Origin of the sequence: Rhodococcus sp. NPDC058521, assembly GCF_042719695.1 — a bacterium.
Classification (GTDB): domain Bacteria; phylum Actinomycetota; class Actinomycetes; order Mycobacteriales; family Mycobacteriaceae; genus Rhodococcus_F.
Window position 1 is genome coordinate 75,130 of sequence record NZ_JBHXNL010000004.1, and the last position, 23,722, is coordinate 98,851.

A 23,722-nucleotide genomic window follows, 5' to 3' on the forward strand; every position below is an offset into this window, starting at 1 on the left:
GCTGAACGAGGAGTCTGTGACGATGGTTGGGCGCGAGACGCGACCGAGTGGCCCGTTTCGAGTGGGCGATCGCGTCCAACTGACGGACGCCAAGGGCCGCCACTACACGGTGAACCTCGAACCTGGTAAGGAATTCCACACGCATCGCGGCGGGATCCTGCACGACTCTCTCATCGGTACGGACGAGGGTAGTGTCGTCAAGTCCACCAACGGGACGCCGTACCTCGCGCTTCGTCCTTTGCTCGTCGACTACGTGCTGTCGATGCCCCGTGGTGCGCAGGTCATCTATCCGAAGGATGCCGCGCAGATCGTCCACGAGGGGGACGTGTTCCCCGGCGCACGTGTGCTCGAGGCAGGTGCGGGTTCGGGTGCACTGACCTGTTCGTTGCTCAGGGCTGTGGGGCCGGAAGGCCGAGTGATCTCCTACGAGGTACGCGAGGATCACGCCGAGCACGCCATCCGCAACGTGGAAACCTTCTTCGGTGAACGTCCCGACAACTGGGACCCGACCATCGCGGATGTCGCCGAATTCGACGCGGAGGCGGCCGGTGGGCCTGTCGATCGTGTGGTGCTGGACATGCTGGCTCCCTGGGACGCGTTGCCGGCGATGTCCAAAGCCCTCGTTCCGGGCGGCGTACTTGTCGTGTACGTGGCGACGGTCACCCAGTTGTCTCGAGTGGTCGAGGCGATGCGCGAGCAGGAATGCTGGACCGAGCCGCGTTCGTGGGAGTCGATCGTGCGCGGTTGGCACGTCGTCGGGCTGGCGGTTCGCCCGGAGCACCGGATGCAGGGGCACACCGCATTTCTCGTGACCGCCCGGCGACTGGCCGAGGGCACGGTCACCCCCAAGCCTCAGCGCCGCTCCGGCAAGGGATAGAGCACCTGCGCTGAGAGCCGGTCGGGTTCGGCGACGCACGTCGGGGGCGGCGCCGAACCCGGTCGGTGAACATTGCTCAGCAGGGGGCCATGGCCATTCCGAGGAGTCCGCACGTGCTCTCGTCGGACACCTTCCAGGTGCCGTCCACGTTCTCCCAGGTCCAAGGCGTAGCGCTTGCGGCGCCGTGCGGTCCGGTGATCGCGACGTCCGCGGTGGCGACCTCACCTTCGGTCTGCACGTTGGTCACTTCGAAACCGACCGGGTAGTTCTGCATGGCGTTCGTCATGGCCTCGACGTTGGGCCGACGCTCGTCGCCGTTCTCGATGAGGGTGATCTTCTCGTCGACCGGCTTCTGCGGATCGACCAGTGCATCCAGGGTGGCGGTGAGTTCTTCGGCGGTGGGTGCGGCAACGTCCGAGGCCGCACCGTCCGAATCGGACGCCGACGTGGTCGCGGCGGCGGACGAATCGGCCGCGTCGTTCGAATCTTCCGAGGAGCACGCGGACGCTCCGAGGGCAAGGGCTAACGCTGCGGCGGCAACTACCGATTTGCGGACTATCAAGGCCGAACCTTTCGTTACAGAGAGCAGACGACGTAACAGCTAGAGGATAGGTGAGGCTAACATGGTGGTCCGAGGCTCGGCGTGAGAGCTTTCCTCGAATCGGCGATCGACGGAACCCGTGTCACAACGCACTTTTCGGCTCGTGCCGGTAGCGTTGACAGATCGTAGTGGGAGGAGACGCACATGAGCTCTACAGACAACCCGGATGCCATCGAGGCCGCCAAGGAGCTCGAGTCGCTGCGGGCTGAGGCGTCGGCGTTGCGGCGACGCCTTGCCGAGTCGCCCGATCAGGTCCGCGAGCTCGAGTCGCGGGTGGACTCGCTGTCCGTCCGCAACACCAAACTGCTGGACACGCTCAAGGAAGCCCGTCAGCAGCTCATCGCGCTACGTGAAGAGGTGGACAGGCTCGGACAGCCGCCCAGTGGCTACGGAGTCCTGCTCGGGGTCCACGAGGACCAGACCGTGGACGTGTTCACCTCCGGCCGCAAGATGCGCCTGACGTGCTCTCCGAACGTCGATGCGAACACGCTCGATCTCGGTCAGACCCTTCGTCTCAACGAGGCACTCACCATCGTCGAGGCCACCGGCTTCGAAAGTGTCGGCGAGATCAGCACGCTGCGTGAAGTCCTCGACGACGGTCGCCGGGCGCTCGTGGTCGGTCACGCCGACGAAGAGCGGATCGTGTGGTTGTCGGAGCCGCTGGCGAAGGTGTTCGCCGACGCCGAGAATGCGGACGTCGCCTACGACCTCGAGTCGCCGACCCGCAAGCTGCGTCCCGGTGACTCACTTCTTGTCGACCCGAAGGCCGGTTACGCATTCGAACGCATTCCGAAGGCCGAGGTCGAAGATCTGGTCCTCGAAGAGGTCCCGGACGTGCACTACGACGACATCGGTGGTCTCGGACGTCAGATCGAACAGATCCGTGACGCGGTGGAGCTGCCGTTCCTGCACAAGGACCTGTTCCACGAGTACGCGCTGCGACCACCGAAGGGTGTGCTGCTGTACGGCCCGCCCGGCTGCGGTAAGACTCTGATCGCCAAGGCGGTGGCCAACTCCTTGGCGAAGAAGATCGCCGAGGTGCGGGGTCAGGACAGCAAGGAGGCCAAGTCCTACTTCCTGAACATCAAGGGTCCCGAGCTGCTCAACAAGTTCGTGGGTGAGACCGAACGTCACATTCGGTTGATCTTCCAGCGGGCGAGAGAAAAGGCATCCGAGGGAACACCGGTCATCGTGTTCTTCGACGAGATGGACTCGATCTTCCGTACCCGCGGGTCGGGTGTGTCCTCCGATGTGGAGACCACGGTGGTCCCGCAGCTCCTCAGCGAGATCGACGGTGTCGAGGGTCTCGAGAATGTCATCGTGATCGGCGCATCGAATCGTGAGGACATGATCGACCCGGCGATCCTGCGGCCCGGTCGACTCGACGTGAAGATCAAGATCGAACGTCCCGACGCCGAATCGGCTCAGGACATCTTCTCGAAGTACCTCACCGATTCGCTGCCGGTGCACGCCGACGACGTGGCCGAATTCTCGGGCGATCGGACGGCATGTGTCCGCGCGATGATCGAGCGCGTCGTCGACCGGATGTATGCGGAGAGCGAAGAGAACCGATTCCTCGAGGTCACGTATGCCAACGGTGACAAGGAGGTTCTGTACTTCAAGGACTTCAATTCCGGTGCGATGATTCAGAACATCGTCGACCGCGCGAAGAAGTACGCGATCAAGTCCGTTCTGGACACCGGCAACCCCGGTTTGCGGGTGCAGCACCTGTTCGACTCGATCGTCGACGAGTTCTCGGAGAACGAGGATCTGCCGAACACCACCAACCCGGACGACTGGGCGCGAATCTCGGGCAAGAAGGGCGAACGGATCGTCTACATCCGCACTCTGGTCACGGGCAAGAACGCCAGTGCCAGCCGTGCGATCGACACGGAGACGAACACCGGTCAGTACCTCTGATCGGCGCGGTTCTTCCAGTTCTTCCCCGCGGGGGTGGTGAGACTCAGGGCGCGGTGAGAAATTCCCGCAAGAGCACGCGAGTATCCGGAACGAAGAGCCAGTCTGGATCCGCGAGGTGGGCCAGCAGCTCCTCTCGAGTCCACCACCAACCGTCTGCGATCTCGCTCGGTTGATGGACGAACGGACCGTCGTGTCGCGTCTCGTAGGCGAACAGGTGGCAGCGCAGTGCGCGGCCGTTCCATGCCCCGTCCCAAGACACCTGCGTCAGGGGAGTCAGTTCGACGCCGCCGACTCCCAGTTCCTCGGCCAACTCCCGGTGAGCAGTCTGCTCAGGCGACTCACCGGGGTCCACGACTCCGCCGGCCAGACAATCGTGGTGTCCGGCGAACACCGCCTTGCTGTCGGATCGGCGGTGGACGTAGATGCGATTTCCATCAGTGGAACGCACGAGGACCCCGGCACTTGCGTGCCACAGGCCTTCCGAATAGACGCGGCTGCGTTTCGCGGTGCCGCACTCGTTACCCGCACTGTCGAAGATGGCGACCACTTCCTCGTCGGGACGGCCGTGGTTCGCGCTCGGTTGCATGCCTCGATGATGCCAGCGTGACCGGCAAGTCCCGGTATGGACCACCGTGCCGGGAGTACCGCGGTGGAGTGCCCGGCCACCGGCTTTCGACCTGAACGGTTGAAACGAATGCGATCGCCTAGGCTCGGGCCATGCAACGGATCATCGGAGTCGAGGTCGAATACGGAATCTCCTCTCCCAGCGAGCCCTCGGCCAATCCCATTCTCACGTCGACGCAGGCCGTGCTTGCGTATGCCGCCGCGGCCGGGGTTCCGCGCGCCAAGCGCACCCGTTGGGACTACGAGGTCGAATCCCCGTTGCGAGATGCTCGCGGATTCGATCTCGGTAGGACGAGCGGCCCGGCTCCGGTGATCGATGCCGACGAAATCGGCGCGGCCAACATGATCCTCACGAACGGTGCTCGGTTGTATGTCGACCACGCGCATCCGGAGTACTCGGCGCCCGAAGTGACGGACCCTCTCGACGCCGTGATCTGGGACAAGGCCGGCGAGCGGGTGATGGAGGCCGCGGCTCGTCACGCTTCGAGCGTCCCGGGCGCGCCGAAGTTGCAGCTCTACAAGAACAATGTCGACGGCAAAGGGGCGTCGTACGGCACTCACGAGAACTACTTGATGTCGCGTGATACGCCCTTCTCCGCCGTCATCAACGGATTGACACCGTTCTTCGCGTCGAGGCAGGTGATCTGCGGGTCCGGCCGTGTCGGGCTCGGACAGTCGGGTGACGACGCCGGATTCCAGTTGTCGCAGCGCGCCGATTACATCGAGGTCGAGGTGGGTCTCGAGACGACGCTCAAGCGCGGCATCATCAACACCCGCGACGAACCGCATGCGGACGCCGACAAGTATCGCCGCCTACACGTCATCGTCGGTGACGCGAACCTCGCGGAGATGTCGACGTATCTCAAGGTGGGTACGACGTCGTTGGTTCTCGATCTGATCGAGGCAGGTGTGGATCTGACCGATCTGCAACTCGCGCGCCCGGTGACGGCCGTGCATCACATCAGTCACGACCCCACGCTCTGTGCCACGGTTGCACTCGCCGACGGGCGCGAACTCACCGGTTTGGCCCTCCAGAGGATTTACCACGAGCGGGTGTCGGAGTTTCTCGCATCGGAAACGGACTACGACGAGCGTGCACAGGACATCGTCGAGAAGTGGGCGCACGTTCTGGACCTCCTCGAGCGAGACCCGATGGAATGCGCGCATCTTCTCGACTGGCCCGCCAAGCTTCGACTGCTCGAAGGGTTCCGTGGCCGGGAGGGCCTGTCCTGGTCGGCGCCGCGTCTGCATCTGATCGACCTGCAGTATTCCGACGTGCGGCTCGACAAGGGGTTGTACAACCGGCTCGTCGCCCGGGGCTCGATGGAACGTCTCGTGAGTGAGCAGCAGGTGCTCGACGCCGTCTCGGCGCCGCCGGAAGACACCCGTGCGTACTTCCGTGGCGAGTGCCTTCGTCGCTTCGGGGCGGACATCGCGGCTGCGAGCTGGGATTCGGTGATATTCGACCTGGGCGGCGATTCGCTGGTACGGATACCGACTCTCGAGCCGTTGCGTGGCAGCAAGACGCACGTCGGAGCGTTGCTGGAATCGGTGGAGTCGGCTGCGGAGCTGGTCGATCAGCTCACCAACTGATCGGAATCGGAACACACCGGGGCAGTCGACACACGCTCCGGCCACACCGTCGGTAGGGTGAAGGTCCGAGCGGGATCCTCGAGGTCAGACTGCTTGGCAGGCCAGGACGCTCGACGGCGAGCGTCCTTCACACAAGGAGGTCGGCGATGGCGCAGGAGCACACCACGCGTGCGGGCGGCGGCGAAGACGACGACATCCCCGGTAGCGACGGAGCGGCCGGCCAGGAACGCCGCGAGAAGCTGGCCGACGACACAGATGATCTCCTCGACGAGATCGACGATGTACTCGAAGAGAACGCCGAGGACTTCGTTCGTGCCTACGTCCAGAAGGGCGGCGAGTGACGGCCGATCGTCCGGCGGTTCGTGCGACCGCCGCAGGTCTGGGGGAGGGGTTCGGGTCGAGTCTGTCTTCCTTCAGCGAATACCTGCGCGGGTACGCACCGGAATTGCTGCCGGAGAATCGGGAATGGCCGTCCTCGTCGAGGAGTGGTGACGGCATGGATGCGGGAGACATGGCACCGCACGGAACCACGATCGTCGCGCTCACCTACAACGGCGGTGTGCTGATCGCCGGTGATCGGCGCGCGACGCAGGGCAACCTGATCGCCAGTCGTGATGTCGAGAAGGTCTATGTCACCGACGAGTATTCGGCTGCAGGTATCGCGGGAACCGCGGGAATCGCGATCGAACTCGTTCGCCTGTTCGCGGTCGAACTAGAGCACTACGAGAAGATCGAGGGTGTTCCACTGACCTTCGACGGCAAGGCCAATCGGTTGTCGTCGATGGTGCGTGGCAACCTCGGAGCCGCCATGCAGGGCTTGGCGGTGGTTCCACTTCTGGTCGGATTCGATCTGGAGGTCGACGACCCTGCCCGTGCCGGACGAATCGTGTCCTACGACGTCGTCGGCGGACGATACGAAGAGCGGGCTGGATACCACGCGGTCGGCTCCGGATCGTTGTTCGCGAAGTCGGCGCTCAAGAAGCTCTACTCACCGGGTAGCGACGAGCAGACGGCGCTTCGTGTAGCGATCGAATCTCTCTACGATGCCGCGGACGACGATTCGGCGACCGGTGGACCCGATGTCACCCGAGGCATCTATCCGACTGCGGTGCTCATCGACGAGAACGGTGCCGCCGAAGTGGAGCGGGACCGCACTTCGGACATCGCGCGCAGCATTGTCGATGCCCGTACGGCGAACGGGGGTGCTGTGCAATGACGATGCCGTACTACGCATCTGCCGAACAGATCATGCGTGATCGTTCGGAGTTGGCGCGCAAGGGTATTGCTCGCGGACGCAGTGTGGTGGTCCTCACCTACGAGGGTGGTGTGTTGTTCGTGGCGGAGAATCCGTCGACCGCGCTTCACAAGGTGAGCGAGTTGTACGACCGGCTCGGTTTCGCGGCGGTCGGCAAGTACAACGAGTTCGAGAACCTTCGTCGTGCGGGCATCCAGCACGCGGACATGCGTGGTTACTCCTACGACCGTCGTGACGTGACCGGTCGATCGCTTGCGAACGCGTACGCACAGACGTTAGGGACGTTCTTCACCGAACAGCCCAAGCCTTACGAGGTGGAGATCTGCGTGGCGGAGGTGGGGCGTTTCGGGACTTCGACGGCGCCGCAGCTCTACCGGATCACCTACGACGGGTCGATCGTCGACGAGCAGGGTTATGTGGTGATGGGTGGCACGACGGAGCCGATCACCGCGGCGATGAAAGACTCGTACCAGCACGATCTCGACCTCGAATCGGCTGTCGGAGTTGCTGTGCGGGCGCTCCGGCACGGCGGTGCGGAAGGCGAGCATCGCACGCTGGGTGTGTCGGGTCTCGAGGTTGCGGTGCTCGAACAATCTCGGCCTCGGCGAGCGTTTCGTCGGATCGCCGGCGCCAAACTCGAGGCGTTGTTGCCGGCTGCGGATGCCGCTGCGAAGAGCGAGACGTCATCCGATCCGAAGGGCGAGGACACGAGCAAGGAGTGACCGGGTGGCGGCGGTCAGCGGTACACGGTGATCGCCGCCGGCTCGGATACGAACTCGAACGACGTCGAGTCGCCGACCACCTCGCCGTCGCACGCCAACGCGACAGGTTCGCCGTCGACTCGTACGGTCAAGGACGACACTCGAATTCGCTTGTAGACGGATGATCCGGCCAAGTTCCCGGTGGCTGCGGACAGCAACAGTCGAAGACGAGAACCGCGCCCGGATGCCTGTACGTAACGAACGTCGAGCAACCCGCCCGTCATCTGTGGTCGCGACATGGGCACCTGGTCGGCGGGGGAGTACCGCCCGTTGCCGACGAAGAGCATCCACAGGGAAACTCGTCGCCCGTCGATGGACGCGTCGATGGGCGACGCGTCTGCGAGGACCCGAATCATTGCGGCTGCGGCAGAGGGCCACTTCCCGAACCTCGATTCCCACGACTCACGGAGTCGGACGGCATCGGGGTAACCGCCCAGAGTGGCGGTGTTGACGAACCGAGTGGGTCCGTTTCCGAGGTCGACCTCGGCACAGTCGATGCGTGCCGCGGAACCCTTGGTGACAGCGTTCGCGATGTCGCCGGTGTCTACGCTGCCGAGGTCGCGGACGAAGTGGTTGAGCGTTCCACCCGGGAAGGCTGCCAGGGGCAGATCGTGCCGAACGGCCACGTCTGCGGCAACCGCGACGGTGCCGTCACCACCGCATACCCCGACGGCGCGGGGTCGATACTCGTCGACGGCCTTTTCCATCTGGCTCGTGAAGCTCGCATCCGGATCCAGTTCGCACAGTCGGGCGGCAGGTAACGCGTCGACGATTTCCGCCACCGGGTCGTCGAATTCGCCGCCCGCCGTGCGGTTCGCGAAGACGAGTAGGCCTGCTCCGCGGTCCAGAGACGGTACCGTGACGAATTCTCCCTCGGTGGTGTGCTCGTCCGGTCGAACAGCCCACCAGCGGCGCGTGGCGACGGCCACGGCACAGCCGACCGCCGCTCCCACACACACGTCGGAGGGCCAATGAACGCCGTTGTGTACCCGCGAGTACGAGACCGCCGCGGCAACGGGAGCCAGCACGACCCCCGCAGCAGGGGCCTCCGTCGCGACCCCGGCCACGAATGCTGCGGCGGAAGCCGAATGGCCGGACGGAAACGACGAGGACGTGGGGATCGGCACACCACGGTGCGGGGTCGACCATTTACGTGGGGGTGGCCTGCGCCGGGGAAACGTCGGCTTCAGCACTCCGTTGGCCACGGCGCTCGCGCAGACCAACGCGAGCAATCCACGAGCGGCTCCGCGCCGTGGGCGCTCACCGAAGGCGGAGAGAGCTGCGGCGATCGCCCACCAGAGCAGTCCGTGGTCAGCGGTCTTGCTGAGTACTCGGAAGAGGCGGTCGGCGGCGGACGGTCGCAGTGCCGCGCCCCGTTCCATCAGGTGGTGATCGAAGTGTCGCAACCTTCGAATTGGGCGTTGCATACGAACCAGAGTATGCACCGCGGGCTCCGTAGCTGTTGCAGGCGTTAATCACTCGCCTCCCCGTGCGGGGGTTGTACTGTCGAGGTTGTGCAGAGACGAATAATGGGTATCGAGACGGAATTCGGCGTCACCTGCACCTTTCACGGGCACAGGCGACTGAGTCCGGACGAGGTTGCGCGCTATCTGTTCCGCCGGGTGGTGTCGTGGGGACGCAGTTCCAACGTGTTTCTGCGAAATGGGGCGCGCCTCTACCTGGATGTGGGATCGCACCCGGAATACGCCACCGCCGAATGCGACGGTCTCGTGCAGCTGGTCAACCACGACCGCGCGGGCGAGCGGGTGCTCGAAGATTTGTTGATCGATGCGGAACAGCGCCTGGCCGAGGAAGGTATCGGCGGCGACATCTACCTTTTCAAGAACAACACGGACTCCGCGGGCAACTCGTACGGATGCCACGAGAACTTCCTCGTCGCCCGCGCCGGCGAATTCTCACGCATCTCCGACGTTCTGCTGCCGTTCCTGGTGACGCGTCAGTTGATCTGTGGTGCAGGCAAGGTGTTGCAGACCCCGAAGGCTGCGACATTCTGCCTGTCGCAGCGAGCCGAGCACATCTGGGAGGGTGTCTCGTCCGCCACGACGCGTTCGCGGCCCATCATCAACACCCGTGACGAGCCGCATGCGGATGCAGAGAAGTACCGCCGTCTGCACGTGATCGTCGGCGACTCGAACATGGCCGAGTCCACCACGATGCTGAAGGTGGGTACGGCGGCGTTGGTGCTCGAAATGATCGAGGCCGGTGTGTCCTTCCGCGATTTCGCTCTCGACAATCCGATCCGGGCGATCCGTGAGGTGAGCCACGACGTGACCGGTCGTCGTCAGGTACGGCTGGCCGGCGGCAAGCAGGCGAGTGCTCTCGATATTCAGCGTGAGTATCACGCGCGCGCCGTCGAGCATCTCCAGAACAGAGAACCCGACACCCACATCGAACAGGTCGTGGATCTGTGGGGTCGGATGCTGGACGCAGTCGAATCGCAGGACTTCGCGAAGGTCGACACCGAAGTCGATTGGGTGATCAAGAGGAAGCTGTTCCAGCGTTACCAGGACAAGTACGGTTTCGACCTGGCGGATCCCAAGATCGCCCAACTCGACCTGGCCTACCACGACATCAAGCGCGGTCGAGGCGTATTCGATCTGCTGCAGCGGAAGGGTCTCGTCAAACGCATCACCGAGGACGAGTCGATCGACGAGGCCGTCGAGACACCACCACAGACCACGCGCGCGAAACTGCGCGGCGAGTTCATCTCGGCGGCTCAGGAGGCCGGGCGGGACTTCACGGTCGATTGGGTGCATCTGAAGTTGAACGATCAGGCCCAGCGGACGGTGTTGTGCAAGGACCCCTTCCGATCGGTGGACGAACGCGTGGAGCGACTCATCGCGTCGATGTAGTACCCGATAGGTTGCCGGATAGTACCCACTAAGCTGCCGAGGGTGGCGACTTCCAAGATCGAGCGGTTGATGAATCTGGTCATCTGCCTGCTGTCCACCAGACAATTTCTGACTGCCGAGAAGATCCGGGAGAGCGTCGCCGGATACGACGATTCGTCGAGCTACGAGGCGTTCAGCCGGATGTTCGAGCGCGACAAGAACGAATTGCGTGACCTGGGTGTGCCGCTCGAGACGGGGCAGGCTTCTCGGTACTCGACGGTCGAGGGCTACCGCATCAATCGCGATGCGTACGAACTACCCGACATCGAACTGAGCAGTGAGGAATCTGCCGCTGTGGCGGTTGCCGTCCAGCTCTGGGAGTCACCCGAGCTCATCGCGGTGGCGCAGGGCGCATTGTTGAAACTGCGTGCTGCCGGTGTTCAGGTGGACGCCGAGTCTTCCAGTACGCCGGTGACCGCGGTGCCTGCGCGCACTCGTGGTTCCGAACCTGCACTGGGTAAGTTGCTGGCCGCCATCGATGCGGGTCGCGCGGTGCGGTTTCCCCACCGCAGTGCCTTGAACGAGCCGTTCGTGCAGCGGTCGGTGCAGCCGTGGGGTGTGGTGACCACGCACGGCCGCTGGTATCTGGTCGGACACGATGTTGATCGCGATGCGGTGCGTACCTTCCGGCTATCCCGAATAGGCGACGACGTCACCGCATACGGTCCGGTCGGTGCCGTCCACAAACCGGACGACATCGACCTGCGAGAGATTGTGGATCGTGTCACCGGTTCGGGTGCGGTGACGGGAACGGCCACAGTGTGGGTGGCCGCGGGCAGGGCTTACGAACTGCGCCGATTGGGCACCGAAACGGGGGAGCGGGAGTTCGACGGGAGACCCGGCACCGTGCTGTCCCTGCCTGTGCGTTCACGTGACTGGATCGCCCGGCTCGTCGCCGGTCACGGTGTGGACGCGCTGGTTCTCGAGCCACCGGAGCTGCGTCAGGACGTATTGGGAAAGTTGAGGGCGTCGGCGGGGATCGCCGGCGCGAACGAGGGGGGCGGACGGTGACGAGAACATCGAGCAACAAACTCTCGTCGCGGCTGGCACGGTTGCTCAACCTGGTTCCGTACTTTCTCGCGAACCCCGGGATGAGCGCGGACGAGGCGGCAGCCGAACTCGGTGTGACGACATCACAGTTGATGACCGATCTGAATCAGCTGTGGGTATGCGGACTACCCGGTTACGGACCGGGCGATCTGATCGACCTCTCCTTCTCCGAGGAGAGCATCGAAGTGACGTTCTCGGCCGGGATCGACCGTCCGCTGCGATTGACCTCGACGGAGGCCACGGCGCTCCTGATCGCGCTGCGTTCCCTCGTCGAGATGCCGGGCACCGTCGATCCCTCGGCTGCGCTGCGAGCGATCGCGCGAATCGAAGATGCCGCAGGAGCTGCCGCTGCACGTGACGGCGGAGGGGGCGAGAAGGCGGAGAGTCCACAAGATGTGGCCGAGAGCCCCACCGCAGCGACGGTGCGTTCGGCGCTGCAGGAGGGAGTCGCCCTGCACATCACCTACTACTCCGCTTCCCGAGACCGGGTCAGCGAGCGCACCGTGGATCCGGTTCGACTCGTTCTCGTCGACGGCCACAGCTATCTTCAAGCGTGGTGTCGCCAGGCCGAGGGGGTGCGGTTGTTCCGACTGGACCGCATCGACGCTGCCACTGCCCTCGAGGAGCCGTCCACACCTCCGCAGCAGGCGTTGGACGAGGACTCGAACCTCGAACTGTTCAGCGGGGACTCGACGTTGCCGCGCGCCCGTCTGCGGATTGCGGCGGACACTGCGTGGGTCGTGGACTACTACCCGATGGAGATCGTCGAGGTCACCGGCGACGGAGCGGTCGAAGCGACGATGAACTATGCCACCCTGGATTGGATGGCACGGATGGTGCTCGGATTCGGTGCCGGAATCACCCCCACCGAGCCGGCGGAGCTCGTGGACGAGGTCCGGTCGCGAGCCGAGCGTGCATTGTCCGTGTACGACGCGACAGCCAGCTGACATCGGTGATCGACGTCGAATTGATACGCAGAGCCGAGTCCGCTGGCGATCGGCACATACCGGGCGGGTCGCTGCCCGAGGACCTTCGCTCACAGTGGGCACACAGGAAACCAGCAGGTTAACGGCAGCCGAAGTGGTGCGATTCGGACAGCGGGGCGACTCGACCGTCCGGTAGCATCGCAGGCAACTGATCTTTTGGAGGTTTCATCATGGGAGCCATGAGCCCCTGGCACTGGGCCATCGTCGCGGTGGTCGTTCTGATCCTGTTCGGTTCGAAGAAGCTGCCCGATGCGGCACGCGGTCTCGGGCGTTCGCTGCGCATCTTCAAGAGCGAAGTCAAGGAGATGCAGAACGACGACGCGCAGGCAAAGGAGAACACCGGCACGGTTGCGAAGTCGGCCGAGCTCCCCTCGGGGCAGTCCGCACAGGGCGCCACTTCCGAACAGCACACGGAACCCAAGTCGGCTTAGCCCCTCGACGCCGCGCCCGGGGTGAATTTCCGTCGCCCCGGGTGACGCGCCGAGCACACCCCATCTGCTGCTGATCGAGAACCAGGGCCCACCCGTGCGCATTCCGTTCGATCCCCGTCGCAGTAAGCGACGGACCAATCCCGACGGCACCATGTCGTTGATAGACCACCTCTACGAGCTGAGAACGCGACTTCTGCTGTCGCTTCTCGCCATCGTGGTCACCACAGCTGTCGGATTCTTCTGGTACGCACACACCGTTCTCGGGATCGAAAGCCTCGGCGAACTGTTGCGGGGCCCATATTGCTCGCTACCCGATTCGAGCCGGGCGGACCTGAGCTCGGACGGTACGTGCCGCTTGCTGGCCACCGGTCCGTTCGAACAGTTCATGCTGCGCTTCAAGGTGGCGATCACGGCAGGGATCGTGCTCGCCTGCCCGGTCTGGCTGTACCAACTGTGGGCGTTCATCACTCCCGGGTTGTACAAGAACGAGCGCCGCTATGCGGTCGGCTTCGTCGTGTCGGCTGCCCTCCTGTTCGTCGCCGGTGCCGTGCTCGCCTACGTGGTCGTCGCGAAGGCATTGCACTTCTTGCTCACGATCGGCGACAACGTACAGATCACCGCGCTCGGTGGTGCCGAATACTTCGGGTTCATCATCAACCTGCTGATCATCTTCGGGGTCAGCTTCGAGATTCCGCTGCTCATCGTGGCATTGAATTTCGTGGGTGTCCTGCCGTACGCGAAACTCAAGGCGTGGCGCCGTGGCCTGATCTTCGGCCTCTTCGTGTTCGCTGCAATCGCCACGCCGGGTCAGGACCCGTTCTCGATGTTGGCGCTCGCCTTGGCTCTGACCTTGCTCTTCGAGCTCGCCGTCCAGGTTGCCCGGCTCAACGATCGACGGAAGGCACGCACGGGAGACGACTGGAGCGAGCTGGACGACGAAGAAGCGTCCAGCATCGAGAGGCCGACGGATCTGGCCGAATCCCCGGCGGGGACTTCTCGTGCCGACAACACCGGACCGGGACAGGACTTCTCCGACACGTTGTGACAACCTGGCGGTGTGGCTGTGACACCTGAGGGAAATGCGGTCGGAACGCAACTGGATGCATTCGGCGCGCAATTGGGTTTCGACCTGGACCCCTTCCAGGTCGAGGCATGTCGTGCACTCGAAACCGGACACGGGGTGCTCGTCTGCGCGCCCACTGGGGCCGGCAAGACCGTCGTCGGTGAGTTCGCGGTGCACCTTGCCCTCGAATCAGGTCGCAAGTGCTTCTACACGACCCCGATCAAGGCGCTGAGCAATCAGAAGTACTCGGAGCTGGTCGCGCGCTACGGCGCCGATACGGTCGGGCTTCTGACCGGCGACTCGAGCATCAACGCGGATGCGGACGTCGTCGTGATGACCACCGAAGTCCTGCGAAACATGCTGTACGCGGACTCGCCTGCACTACGAGGGTTGTCCCACGTCGTGATGGACGAAGTTCATTTCCTCGCGGACCGGTTCCGCGGTGCCGTGTGGGAAGAGGTGATCCTGCATCTGTCGGAGGAGGTTCGCCTCGTCAGTCTCTCGGCGACCGTCAGCAACGCCGAGGAGTTCGGCGCCTGGATGGAAACGGTGCGCGGCGACACCACCGTGGTGGTCGACGAGACGCGGCCAATTCCCCTGTGGCAGCACATTCTGGTGGGCCGTCGATTGTTCGATCTGTTCGACGTCCGCGCGCTCGGCTCGGACAGCGCCAAGAAGAACCTGATTGTCGACCAGGATCTGGTTCGCTACGTGAAGCAGCGTCAGGCCCAGGAACGCGAGGATCGGTGGGAATCGCGTGGTCGCGGCCGTGGCCGTGGTCCACAGCGCGGTGGGGGTGCACGTGGTGGCGGAATGGGCCGTAGCACGTTCAGGCCGCTACCTCGTCCCGAAGTGATCGCGCGCCTCGACGAGGAAGGCCTCTTGCCGGCGATCACCTTCGTCTTCAGCCGGGCCGGATGCGATGCCGCGCTCGGACAGTGCCTCCGTTCGCGGCTGGATCTGACCACGGACGAACAGGTCGTCGAGATTCGAGAGATCATCGACAAGCACACGTCCGACCTGCCGCGCGCGGATCTCGAGGTACTCGGTTACTGGGAATGGCGGAAGGCGCTCGAGCGAGGTCTTGCGGCACACCACGCGGGAATGCTGCCGGTTTTCCGACAGACGGTCGAAGAGCTGTTCGTGAAGGGCCTGGTCCGGGCGGTGTTCGCCACCGAAACGCTGGCGTTGGGCATCAACATGCCGGCACGCACCGTGGTCCTGGAACGGCTGGTCAAATACAACGGTGAGACCCATGCGGAGCTCACCCCGGGGGAATACACGCAGCTGACCGGGCGGGCAGGACGCCGCGGAATCGACGTGGAGGGGCACGCGGTCGTTCTGTGGCAGCCGGGTGTGGAACCGGTGGACGTGGCAGGTCTCGCGTCGACTCGCACGTTCCCACTGCGCAGTTCGTTCAAGCCTGCGTACAACATGACGATCAATCTGGTCGACCGGATGGGTGTACCGGAGTCGCGGCGGCTCCTGGAACGTTCGTTCGCGCAGTTCCAGGCGGATCGGTCCGTGGTCGGCATGATTCGGGGCATCGAGAAGAACGAAGTGGCTCTTGCGCAATTGCGTGAGCGTCTCGGCGGTGAGGACAGCGAATACCTCGAGTACGTGAAGTTGAAGGAAGACCTGACCCGACGCGAGAAACTGCTCGAGCAGGGGAAGAAGGCGGCACGTCGCGAAGCGTCGGTGGAAGCGCTGGCCTCGCTGCGTCGCGGCAATATCGTCGGGCTCACCGTCGGCCGGCACTCCGGACTGGCTGTGGTGCTGGAACCGGATCACGACACCGACGACCCGCGGCCGCTCGTCCTGACCGCCGACAAATGGTCCGGCCGTGTCTCGAGCGCCGACTTCCCGGATCCGCCGAGAGTGCTGGGTGCTCTCCGATTGCCCAAACGTCTCGATCACCACACCGCTCGGGCCCGTCGTGACCTGGCGTCGGCACTGCGCAGCACAGGCATCGTGGTTCCGGGCCGAAAGAAGCGGAACAAGACAGGTGGATCAGACGCCGAGATCACCAGGCTGCGCAAGGAGATCCGCCGTCACCCGTGCCACAGTTGGCCCGACCGTGAACAACTCGCACGGATCGGGGAACGCCACAATCGTTTGGCTCGCGAGACCGACTCGATGCGTCAGAAGGTGGCTGCGACGACGAACTCGTTGGCACGAACGTTCGACAGAATCCTCTCCCTCCTCACCGAGCGACGGTACATCTCGCCGGGGGATCACCCCGAGGCCACCGACGACGGTGTGCGACTGAGTCGAATCTATTGCGAGAGTGACCTTCTGGTTGCCGAGTGTCTGCGACAAGGTGTGTGGAAGGGGCTGAGTGCTCCGGAGTTGGCCGCTGTCGTCTCGTGCGTGGTGTACGAATCGCGTAGGGAAGGGGACACCGTGGACTTCGCTGCCACCGGGGCTCTGCGACACGGACTCGACGAAACCCTTGGAGTCTGGCGTGACCTGCGGTCGGACGAGATCCGGCACAAGCTCCCGCCGACCCGAGAACCCGATTTCGGCTTCGTGTCGGCAATCCATCAGTGGGCGAGTGAGAACTCGTTGGTCGAAGCTCTCTTCGCAGCCGGTGATCAGGGGAGAGCGCTGTCGGCGGGTGACTTCGTCCGGTGGTGCCGACAAGTGATCGACCTGCTCGAACAGGTACGCTCGACGTCTCCCGATCCGGAAGTGGCCAAGGCCGCAGGGCGGGCAGTGAGCGCGATCCGCAGGGGTGTCGTCGGGGTGGATGCGGGATGATGACCCGATGTGCGGGGGACAGGGCGCTACGGTGAGTGAAGACCATGCAGTGACCAGGCACTATGAAGAGATGTGAGCGGGAGGCGAACATGAGCGGCCCTTATGGACCGAACGACCCGAATGGTCAGTGGGCGCAGGGGCAGGGAAATCCCGACCCCAACGGGGGATACGGTGCGCCGCAGGTCGGTCCGCAGGGACAGCCAGGCCAACAGTACGGCCAGCAGCCGTGGGGTCAGCAACCCGGCCAGCAACCCCAGCCAGGTTCCCAGCCTCAGCCGGGCCTGCCTCAGTGGGGGCAGGCAGTGCCGCCTCAGTGGGCCGGCCAGCAACAACAGCCCCAGTGGGCCGGTCAGCCCCAACCGGGTCAACCTCAGCCCGGGCAGCAGCAGTGGGGTCAACAGCCCGGCCAGCCCCAGTGGGGGCCGCCCGGCCAGGGGCAAACCGGGAAGTCGAAGGCACCGATCTTCATCGGCATCGGTGTGATCGTGCTGATCATCGCCGTCGTGGGCGCGATCTTCGCGGCCCGCGCGCTCGGCAGCGACACCCTCGACCAGACGGCTGCACAGGAAGGCGTCACGACGATCGTCACCGAGTCCTACGGTGCCGAGGATGTGGAAGGTGTCAGCTGCCCGGCTGATCAGGAAGTGAAGAAGGGCAACAGTTTCGACTGCGACCTCACGGTCGACGGTGAACAGAAGTCCGTCACGCTGACCTTCACGGACGACGAGGGAACCTACGAGGTCAGCCGACCCAGCTGACGTCAGGAGCTCGCGAGTGCGGCGAGTGCCTCTTCCAGGCGCCCGACTGCACTGCGGATTCCCAATTCGTCCGCCAACGCGCTCAAACGTTCAGGATCCGCCGGTGCGGTAGGTATGGTGTCGGTCTTGGACATCGACACGTCCGCATCGGTCACGACGCGGACGACCGGAAGTGCGGCATCGAGATAGTCGGCGGCGGCGGTCATCTTTGCACGCACACCCTTTGCCAGGTCCGACTCCGGGTCGAGGACGGCCGCGCGTAGGGCATCGAGTGACCCGAACCTGTTCAACAGTGTCGATGCGGTCTTCTCGCCGACACCGCGCACGCCTGGTAATCCGTCCGAGGCGTCACCGCGGAGCGTGGCCAGTTCGGCATATGCAGGGCCTGCACGGTGGCCGGGAACACCGTACTTCTCGGACACCTCGGCGGGCCCCAGAAGTTCGGCCTTCGCGAGACCACGGCCGACGTAGAGGACGCGAACCGGTACCGGATCGTCGGCGACCACTTGCAGCAGATCTCGGTCGCCACTCACCACGACGACGGGGTCGGACGTCTCACGCGCTGCGAGTGTCCCCAGTACGTCGTCAGCTTCGAGGCCTTCGGCGCCGGCGGTGGCGATGCCGAAAGCGTCGAGCACGGCCATGATCATGTCGACCTGAGGTGTCAGTGTGTCGGGAACTTCTTCGTATGCACCGTCGGACTCCTCGGCCACTCGATGGGCCTTGTACGTGGGGACAGCATCCACCCGGAACTGCGGGCGCCAATCGAGGTCGAGGCATACGGCCAGCCTGGACGGTCGATGGCGAGAGACGAGCGCAGCCACCATGTCGGTGAAACCGCGGACAGCGTTCACTGGCCGGCCGTCGGGTGCGGTGACGGATTCGGGTAGGGCGTAGTACGCCCGAAACCACAGGCTGGCACCGTCGAGGACGAGCAAGGGTCCACTCATGGGACTCATCCTGCCAAACGGCACTAACGTGGGGACCATGAGCACTCATGCCGGAGCCAGTACCCGATTCTCGTCCTCGGTCTATGCAGATCGGCTGTCGCGCGCGGCGGCCGCCGCACGCGATGCAGGACTCGATGCTCTGCTGATCACACCCGGCCCCGATCTCCAGTACCTGCTGGGTTCCAATGCTCAGTCGTTCGAGCGATTGACGTGCCTGGTGATTCCTGCCGACGGCGAGCCCGCCTCGGTGGTGATACCTCGTCTCGAACTTGCGGCGCTGAAGGATTCGGCGGCGGACGAACTGGGCCTCGAGATTCGCGATTGGGTCGACGGCGTCGATCCGTACGAGATAGTGGCGCAAGGGCTCCCACGACCGGCACGCGTGGCGGTCACCGATGCGATGCCTGCCCTCCATCTGATTCCCGTGGCCGCCGGCGTGGGCGCCCTCCCCGTCCTGGCCACCGACGTGCTGCGCGAACTCAGAATGATCAAGGACACCGAGGAGATCGAAGCTCTGCGCCGTGCAGGCCAGGCGATCGACCGGGTGCACGCACGGATGGGCGAAATTCTGCGGGCCGGCCGAACGGAAGCGGATGTCGCCGCGGACATCACGTCGGCGATCCTCGCGGAAGGGCACACCGAGGCCGCATTCGTGATCGTCGGGTCGGGACCGCACGGCGCCGATCCGCACCACGAAGTGTCCGATCGAGTCATCGAGCAGGGCGACATCGTCGTGATCGACATCGGCGGCCCGGTCGAACCCGGATACAATTCCGACTCCACCCGCACATACAGCATGGGGGAGCCGAGTCCGGACGTCGCGGCCAAGTATGCGGTGCTCGAGGAAGCGCAGCGAGCCGCAGTCGATCTGATCGCTCCCGGCGTCACCGCCGAAGCCATCGACGCTGCCGCACGGAGTGTGCTGGCGGCGCAGGGGCTCGCCGATGCCTTCGTCCATCGCACGGGGCACGGAATCGGCCTGTCGGTGCACGAGGAGCCGTACATCGTCGCGGGGAACTCGGTCCCGGTCAGGGAGGGGATGGCGTTCAGCGTGGAGCCCGGAATCTACTTCCGTGGCGAATGGGGTGCCCGTATCGAGGACATCGTGGTGGTGACAGCCGACGGGTGCGAACCCGTGAACGTCCGCCCGCACGGGTTGACGGTTCTCGGTTGAGAGCGGCGGTCCTCACTCGCGGAGCGTTGCGGACCCGAGAACCCGGGTAACGGCTATCTCCACGACCACCCGATTCGGATTCACTCGCGGCTGTCGATAGCGGGCGGCGTAGCGCTCCTCGGCAGCCGCGACGGACTCGGGGTCGGTGAGAACACGGCTCGGCCCCTCCAACGTCAACCACCTACGGCCGTCGACCTGACTGACCGCGGCGTAACCGCCCCTCTCGGCGTTGATCGTCTTCTGCTTCCCGGCCGAGGTGATGACCCGTGCAACACCCTGTGCGCCGTCCCAGGTGAAGCCGACGGCGACAACGTGTGGTGTGCCGTCCTTGCGCAGGGTGGTCAGGGTGCCGAGGTGGTATTCGGCGAGGAACTCCTGCGCGGCTTCCGTGAGGACGACACGGGTTGCGGGGGTGCGGTGCATGCGTTGACGGTAATCCAGGACACTGGTGGGGTGAACGTGGGATCGAGCAAGCACAGAGGATTGCCGGACGGCGGAACGGTGTTGCTGCTGGGCGGGCGCAGCGAAATCGGTGTGGAGATCGCGACCCGTTTGGCGCCCGGTCGAACAGTCGTTCTTGCAGCCCGTCGAAGTGGTGATCTCGAGGTCGAGCGTCGTGCCGTTCTCGACGCCGGTGCCGAGAACGTCGCCTGTGTGGAGTTCGACGCCGACGATCTGGGTAGTCACGCGCCGCTCCTGGAGTCGGTGACGCGCGAGTACGGGGCGCCCGTGGTCACGGTGCTCGCATTCGGCGTGCTCGGAGACCAGGAGCGGGCCGAGCGAGAGGCGCAGCACGCGGTCGACGTGATCCATACCGATTTCGTAGCGCAGGTCGGGGTTCTCACTCATCTCGCGAACCTCTTGCGCGAGCGGGGGCGAGGCACCATCGTGGTGTTCTCCTCCATCGCCGGCGTGCGGGTGCGACGGGCCAACTACGTCTACGGATCCGCGAAGGCGGGACTCGACGGTTTCGCGAGTGGACTCGGCGACGCTCTGCACGGCACAGGAGTGTCGTTGATGCTGGTGCGCTCGGGATTCGTGACCGGGCGCATGACCGAAGGCATGCCGCGCGCACCTCTGTCGCGCACACCGGGTCAGGTGGCGGACGCGGTGGTCCGCGGGCTGCAGCGCGGTGCAAGCCGTGTCACCGTCCCGCGCAGATTGCGGCCGGCGTTCCTCGTCATGCAGGTGGTCCCTCAGTCGGTGTGGCGACGGATGCCGCGATGAGTCCCGTTGTGGTGGTCGGGATCGGGGCTGACGGCTGGGACGGACTGTCACCCACCGCGAGACGCGAGATCGCTTCCGCAGAAGTCCTGATGGGTTCGCGTCGTCAGCTTGCGCTGGTCCCGGATTCGGCGGCGAAGAGGGTCGTGTGGCCGTCGCCGCTCGTTCCCGCGCTGTCGGCACTCCTTCGCGAACACGACGGAGTGTCGGTGTGCGTGCTGGGGAGCGGCGATCCGATGTTCCATGGAATCGGTTCCACCCTCGTCGGTTTGCTCGGGCCGGACGGCGTTCGTGTCGTCCCGCACCCGTCTTCGGTGACACTGGCCTGCGCCCGGATGGGGTGGACATCCCACGAGATCCCGGTGGTGAGCGTGGTGCATCGGGAAATCGAAACCGTGCTACCGGAACTGGGTGATGGAGCGCGACTGCTGGTGCTCGGCCGCGACGAGCGCACACCCGCGGCGCTCGCGGAAGTGCTGACGCAACACGGGTTCGGTGGCTCCGTGCTCACGGTGTTGTCCGATCTCGGCGCCGACCGGGAATCGGACTTCCGCGGTTCGGCGCGGGACTGGAATCGCGGACCGGCGGGCGCGCTCAACGTGATCGCGATCGAGTGCGTCGGCGACCAGGCGAGGACTCGACTCGGACGCCTTCCCGGTCTGCCGGACGACGCGTACGTCGGCGACGGGCAGATGACCAAGCAGGAGATTCGGGCTCTCACTCTGTGCGCGCTGGCACCCGCGCCGGGGGAGTTGCTGTGGGACGTCGGCGGCGGTTCCGGGACGATCGGAATCGAGTGGATGCGCACCCACCCGCGTTGCAGAGCAGTGTGTTTCGAGCGAAAGGACTCGCGGGTGGAGCAGATCCGGGCGAACGCCCATCGTCTGGGGGTGCCGAGTCTGGTGTCGGCCGGTGAGGTGCCGGATGCTTTCAATTCGCTTTCGTCCGCGACCTCGGTGCCGGACGCCATCTTTGTCGGGGGCGGCGTTACCCAGGACCGGCTTCTCGATCACTGCTGGCGCCGTCTTCCGGTCGGCGGCCGAATGGTTGTGAACGCGGTGACCGCCGAGTCGGAGGCGACCCTGCTCGCCTGGTACGGAGCCCACGGTGGGACCCTGCGGAAATTTCAGGTGTATCGCGGCGAGCCGCTGGGCGACTTCACGTCCTGGCGCCCACATCTGCCGGTGGTGCAGTGGTCGGTGACCAAACAGGCTGCGGCGGCACGAGAAGGACAGGAGCGACCATGACGGTCTTCTTCATCGGTTCCGGCCCGGGAGCGGCCGACCTGGTGACGGTGCGAGCGCAACGCATCATCTCCGAGAGCCCGGTATGTCTCTACGCGGGCAGTCTCGTACCGCACGAACTCCTGAAGGAGTGCCCACCGGATGCGCGGGTGATCGACACGGCGCGTTTGAATCTCGACGAGATCGTCGCCCTGTTGGTGGAGGCGCACGGGGCCGGCCTCGACGTTGCACGCCTGCATTCGGGTGATCCGTCCATCTACAGCGCAGTAGCCGAACAGATGCGAAGGCTGGACGCTGCCGGAGTGGACTACGCAATGGTCCCCGGAGTACCGGCATTCACGGCCGCCGCAGCATCCCTCGGTCGCGAACTCACGGTCCCCGGAGTCTCGCAGACCATCGTGTTGACCCGAGTGTCCACCTTGTCGACTGCGATGCCCGAGGGGGAAGATCTGCGGTCGCTCGGGCGTAGCCGCGCCACCCTCGTCGTCCATCTGGGCGCACATCGAATCGAGCAGATAGTCGAGGAACTGTCCGAGCACTACGGGCCTGACTGTCCGGCGGCCGTCGTGGCGTACGCCTCACGACCCGACGAAGTCGTTCTGCGCGGCACTCTCGCGTCGTTGACCGGCCGGGTACACGACGCCGGCATCACGAAAACTGCAGTGGTGATCGTCGGAAAGGTGCTGGCCGCGGAAGGCTTTCCGGACAGCTACCTCTATTCGGCTACCCGCACCCGAGTCACCCACTGACCGTGACCCGCGTTCTGATCCTCGGGGGAACCTGTGAAGCCCGCGCCCTCGCTGCCGGCCTCGAACCGGCGGGGGATATCGAGGTGGTGTCCTCGTTGGCAGGCCGGGTGCGCGAACCGCTCCTACCGTCAGGGCAGGTCCGGGTAGGCGGATTCGGCGGGGTCGACGGTCTCGTGCGATGGCTCGGCGACAACCGCGTCGATCTGATCGTGGACGCCACCCACCCGTTCGCTGCACGGATGACGCAGAACGCCGCCGAGGCAGCAGCACGGGTTGGTGTGCCGATGGTCGCGTTGCAGCGTCCCGGGTGGCTCGGCGCCGAGCGCGAGGGCTGGACGGCAGTGGACGACGTCGAATCGGCTGCGGCCGTGCTGCCGCAACTGGGAACCCGCGCCTTCCTCACGATCGGAAGGCAGGGTGTTCACGCCTTCGCCGGTCTGGACGCCCTGTGGTTTCTGGTGCGAGCCATCGATCCACCGGAGGGGCCGGTGCCCCCGAACTCGGAATTGATATTTGCACGCGGACCGTTCACGGTCGGCGCGGAAACGGCGCTGATTCGCAGGCATCGGATCGACGTCTTGGTGACCAAGGACAGCGGGGGACAGGCCACGGCCGCGAAATTGGATGCCGCCGCGGCCCTCGCGATTCCGGTGCTCCTCGTACGTCGGCCGACCCTTCCGCCCGGTATCGAGGTGGTCGACGACGTTGCCGGTGCGGTTTCCTGGATCGAATCGATCACCTGAACTGGTCTTTTGTCGTTCGGTGTCCTGAAAGTTGCAGTAACGACAAG

At 64.9% G+C, this 23,722-nt stretch carries 23 protein-coding genes; 18 read left to right on the forward strand and 5 right to left on the reverse strand.

All coding sequences use genetic code 11. The annotated features are described in order from the left end of the window. The first annotated feature begins 22 nt into the window (after nucleotides 1-22). The gene (locus tag ACFWO3_RS08545; protein ID WP_378576086.1) at nucleotides 23-877 is read left to right on the forward strand and encodes a tRNA (adenine-N1)-methyltransferase; all 855 of its coding nucleotides are present in this window, start codon (nucleotides 23-25) and stop codon (nucleotides 875-877) included. Nucleotides 878-953: 76 nt separating this feature from the next. Here ACFWO3_RS08545 and ACFWO3_RS08550 read toward each other — a convergent pair whose 3' ends face one another. Beyond that, nucleotides 954-1,439, reverse strand: a complete 486-nt coding sequence (locus tag ACFWO3_RS08550) for a hypothetical protein (protein ID WP_378576089.1) — start codon at nucleotides 1,437-1,439, stop codon at nucleotides 954-956. Between the two features lie 183 nt (nucleotides 1,440-1,622). On the opposite strand from ACFWO3_RS08550, the gene arc reads away from it, so the two are divergent. Next, nucleotides 1,623-3,398 carry a proteasome ATPase gene (gene arc, locus ACFWO3_RS08555; RefSeq protein ID WP_378576092.1) on the forward strand — a complete coding sequence of 592 codons (1,776 nt, stop codon included), beginning with the start codon at nucleotides 1,623-1,625 and terminating at the stop codon, nucleotides 3,396-3,398. A 43-nt stretch (nucleotides 3,399-3,441) separates the two neighbouring features. On the opposite strand, the gene ACFWO3_RS08560 is transcribed toward arc, so the two are convergent. Beyond that, nucleotides 3,442-3,984, reverse strand: coding sequence for an NUDIX domain-containing protein (locus ACFWO3_RS08560; protein WP_378576096.1), 543 nt, complete (start codon nucleotides 3,982-3,984; stop codon nucleotides 3,442-3,444). A gap of 131 nt (nucleotides 3,985-4,115) precedes the next feature. On the opposite strand from ACFWO3_RS08560, the gene dop reads away from it, so the two are divergent. The 4 genes from dop to prcA all read left to right on the forward strand — a co-directional run bounded on the left by dop (nucleotide 4,116) and on the right by prcA (nucleotide 7,592). Next, entirely contained in the window at nucleotides 4,116-5,615 is a 1,500-nt protein-coding gene (gene dop, locus ACFWO3_RS08565) for a depupylase/deamidase Dop (protein ID WP_378576099.1), read from the forward strand. A 146-nt stretch (nucleotides 5,616-5,761) separates the two neighbouring features. Beyond that, nucleotides 5,762-5,956: a ubiquitin-like protein Pup gene (locus ACFWO3_RS08570; RefSeq protein WP_378576102.1), complete on the forward strand. Its 195-nt coding sequence runs from the start codon at nucleotides 5,762-5,764 to the stop codon at nucleotides 5,954-5,956. Continuing rightward, nucleotides 5,953-6,831, forward strand: coding sequence for a proteasome subunit beta (gene prcB, locus ACFWO3_RS08575; protein ID WP_378576105.1), 879 nt, complete (start codon nucleotides 5,953-5,955; stop codon nucleotides 6,829-6,831). Before ACFWO3_RS08570 ends, prcB begins: the two co-directional genes overlap by 4 nt. Beyond that, a complete protein-coding gene (gene prcA / locus ACFWO3_RS08580) occupies nucleotides 6,828-7,592 on the forward strand; it encodes a proteasome subunit alpha (protein WP_378576108.1) in 765 nt (254 codons plus the stop codon). Before prcB ends, prcA begins: the two co-directional genes overlap by 4 nt. A 14-nt stretch (nucleotides 7,593-7,606) precedes the next feature. On the opposite strand, the gene ACFWO3_RS08585 is transcribed toward prcA, so the two are convergent. After that, nucleotides 7,607-9,058, reverse strand: a complete 1,452-nt coding sequence (locus ACFWO3_RS08585) for a bifunctional phosphatase PAP2/diacylglycerol kinase family protein (protein ID WP_378576111.1) — start codon at nucleotides 9,056-9,058, stop codon at nucleotides 7,607-7,609. Between the two features lie 87 nt (nucleotides 9,059-9,145). On the opposite strand from ACFWO3_RS08585, the gene pafA reads away from it, so the two are divergent. From pafA to ACFWO3_RS08620, 7 genes are all read left to right on the forward strand, one after another. After that, a complete protein-coding gene (gene pafA / locus ACFWO3_RS08590; protein WP_378576114.1) occupies nucleotides 9,146-10,504 on the forward strand; it encodes a Pup--protein ligase in 1,359 nt (452 codons plus the stop codon). A 42-nt stretch (nucleotides 10,505-10,546) separates the two neighbouring features. Further along, entirely contained in the window at nucleotides 10,547-11,554 is a 1,008-nt protein-coding gene (locus tag ACFWO3_RS08595; RefSeq protein ID WP_378576117.1) for a helix-turn-helix transcriptional regulator, read from the forward strand. Continuing rightward, on the forward strand, nucleotides 11,551-12,540 hold the full coding sequence (locus tag ACFWO3_RS08600; RefSeq protein WP_378576119.1) for a helix-turn-helix transcriptional regulator: 990 nt from the start codon (nucleotides 11,551-11,553) through the stop codon (nucleotides 12,538-12,540). Before ACFWO3_RS08595 ends, ACFWO3_RS08600 begins: the two co-directional genes overlap by 4 nt. 209 nt (nucleotides 12,541-12,749) lie before the next feature. Next, a complete protein-coding gene (gene tatA / locus ACFWO3_RS08605; RefSeq protein WP_378576122.1) occupies nucleotides 12,750-13,010 on the forward strand; it encodes a Sec-independent protein translocase subunit TatA in 261 nt (86 codons plus the stop codon). A gap of 94 nt (nucleotides 13,011-13,104) precedes the next feature. Beyond that, on the forward strand, nucleotides 13,105-14,055 hold the full coding sequence (gene tatC, locus ACFWO3_RS08610; protein ID WP_378576125.1) for a twin-arginine translocase subunit TatC: 951 nt from the start codon (nucleotides 13,105-13,107) through the stop codon (nucleotides 14,053-14,055). Nucleotides 14,056-14,073: 18 nt separating this feature from the next. Further along, nucleotides 14,074-16,833: a DEAD/DEAH box helicase gene (locus ACFWO3_RS08615; RefSeq protein ID WP_378576650.1), complete on the forward strand. Its 2,760-nt coding sequence runs from the start codon at nucleotides 14,074-14,076 to the stop codon at nucleotides 16,831-16,833. A gap of 89 nt (nucleotides 16,834-16,922) precedes the next feature. Further along, the gene (locus tag ACFWO3_RS08620) at nucleotides 16,923-17,591 is read left to right on the forward strand and encodes a DUF4333 domain-containing protein (protein ID WP_378576129.1); all 669 of its coding nucleotides are present in this window, start codon (nucleotides 16,923-16,925) and stop codon (nucleotides 17,589-17,591) included. A 2-nt stretch (nucleotides 17,592-17,593) separates the two neighbouring features. Here ACFWO3_RS08620 and ACFWO3_RS08625 read toward each other — a convergent pair whose 3' ends face one another. Continuing rightward, the gene (locus ACFWO3_RS08625) at nucleotides 17,594-18,541 is read right to left on the reverse strand and encodes a 5'-3' exonuclease H3TH domain-containing protein (protein WP_378576132.1); all 948 of its coding nucleotides are present in this window, start codon (nucleotides 18,539-18,541) and stop codon (nucleotides 17,594-17,596) included. A 37-nt stretch (nucleotides 18,542-18,578) separates the two neighbouring features. Here ACFWO3_RS08625 and ACFWO3_RS08630 point away from each other — a divergent pair, with 37 nt between their 5' ends. After that, nucleotides 18,579-19,715, forward strand: a complete 1,137-nt coding sequence (locus ACFWO3_RS08630) for a M24 family metallopeptidase (protein ID WP_378576134.1) — start codon at nucleotides 18,579-18,581, stop codon at nucleotides 19,713-19,715. Nucleotides 19,716-19,727: 12 nt separating this feature from the next. Here the strand turns inward: ACFWO3_RS08630 and ACFWO3_RS08635 are convergent, their stop codons facing one another. Then, the gene (locus tag ACFWO3_RS08635) at nucleotides 19,728-20,138 is read right to left on the reverse strand and encodes a TIGR03618 family F420-dependent PPOX class oxidoreductase (RefSeq protein ID WP_378576137.1); all 411 of its coding nucleotides are present in this window, start codon (nucleotides 20,136-20,138) and stop codon (nucleotides 19,728-19,730) included. A gap of 30 nt (nucleotides 20,139-20,168) precedes the next feature. Here ACFWO3_RS08635 and ACFWO3_RS08640 point away from each other — a divergent pair, with 30 nt between their 5' ends. From ACFWO3_RS08640 to ACFWO3_RS08655, 4 genes are read left to right on the forward strand one after another with little or no spacing between them, the layout of a single operon-like run. Next, a complete protein-coding gene (locus tag ACFWO3_RS08640; protein ID WP_378576139.1) occupies nucleotides 20,169-20,942 on the forward strand; it encodes an SDR family NAD(P)-dependent oxidoreductase in 774 nt (257 codons plus the stop codon). Next, a complete protein-coding gene (gene cbiE, locus ACFWO3_RS08645) occupies nucleotides 20,939-22,186 on the forward strand; it encodes a precorrin-6y C5,15-methyltransferase (decarboxylating) subunit CbiE (RefSeq protein ID WP_378576141.1) in 1,248 nt (415 codons plus the stop codon). Before ACFWO3_RS08640 ends, cbiE begins: the two co-directional genes overlap by 4 nt. After that, entirely contained in the window at nucleotides 22,183-22,932 is a 750-nt protein-coding gene (cobM, locus tag ACFWO3_RS08650; RefSeq protein WP_378576143.1) for a precorrin-4 C(11)-methyltransferase, read from the forward strand. The genes cbiE and cobM overlap by 4 nt, the downstream gene beginning before the upstream one ends. A gap of 2 nt (nucleotides 22,933-22,934) precedes the next feature. Then, entirely contained in the window at nucleotides 22,935-23,675 is a 741-nt protein-coding gene (locus tag ACFWO3_RS08655) for a cobalt-precorrin-6A reductase (RefSeq protein WP_378576145.1), read from the forward strand. The last annotated feature ends 47 nt before the right edge of the window (nucleotides 23,676-23,722 follow it).

Bases quoted from the DNA above. Each gene is read 5' to 3' on its own strand.
- ACFWO3_RS08585 (WP_378576111.1), bottom strand. From the start codon at position 9,058: ATGCAACGCCCAATTCGAAGGTTGCGACACTTCGATCACCACCTGATG.
- ACFWO3_RS08620 (WP_378576129.1), top strand. From the start codon at position 16,923: ATGAGCGGCCCTTATGGACCGAACGACCCGAATGGTCAGTGGGCGCAG.
- dop (WP_378576099.1), top strand. From the start codon at position 4,116: ATGCAACGGATCATCGGAGTCGAGGTCGAATACGGAATCTCCTCTCCC.
- tatA (WP_378576122.1), top strand. From the start codon at position 12,750: ATGGGAGCCATGAGCCCCTGGCACTGGGCCATCGTCGCGGTGGTCGTT.
- ACFWO3_RS08630 (WP_378576134.1), top strand. From the start codon at position 18,579: ATGAGCACTCATGCCGGAGCCAGTACCCGATTCTCGTCCTCGGTCTAT.
- cbiE (WP_378576141.1), top strand. From the start codon at position 20,939: ATGAGTCCCGTTGTGGTGGTCGGGATCGGGGCTGACGGCTGGGACGGA.
- ACFWO3_RS08625 (WP_378576132.1), bottom strand. From the start codon at position 18,541: ATGAGTGGACCCTTGCTCGTCCTCGACGGTGCCAGCCTGTGGTTTCGG.
- ACFWO3_RS08560 (WP_378576096.1), bottom strand. From the start codon at position 3,984: ATGCAACCGAGCGCGAACCACGGCCGTCCCGACGAGGAAGTGGTCGCC.
- ACFWO3_RS08570 (WP_378576102.1), top strand. From the start codon at position 5,762: ATGGCGCAGGAGCACACCACGCGTGCGGGCGGCGGCGAAGACGACGAC.
- ACFWO3_RS08545 (WP_378576086.1), top strand. From the start codon at position 23: ATGGTTGGGCGCGAGACGCGACCGAGTGGCCCGTTTCGAGTGGGCGAT.
- ACFWO3_RS08635 (WP_378576137.1), bottom strand. From the start codon at position 20,138: ATGCACCGCACCCCCGCAACCCGTGTCGTCCTCACGGAAGCCGCGCAG.
- arc (WP_378576092.1), top strand. From the start codon at position 1,623: ATGAGCTCTACAGACAACCCGGATGCCATCGAGGCCGCCAAGGAGCTC.
- cobM (WP_378576143.1), top strand. From the start codon at position 22,183: ATGACGGTCTTCTTCATCGGTTCCGGCCCGGGAGCGGCCGACCTGGTG.
- prcA (WP_378576108.1), top strand. From the start codon at position 6,828: ATGACGATGCCGTACTACGCATCTGCCGAACAGATCATGCGTGATCGT.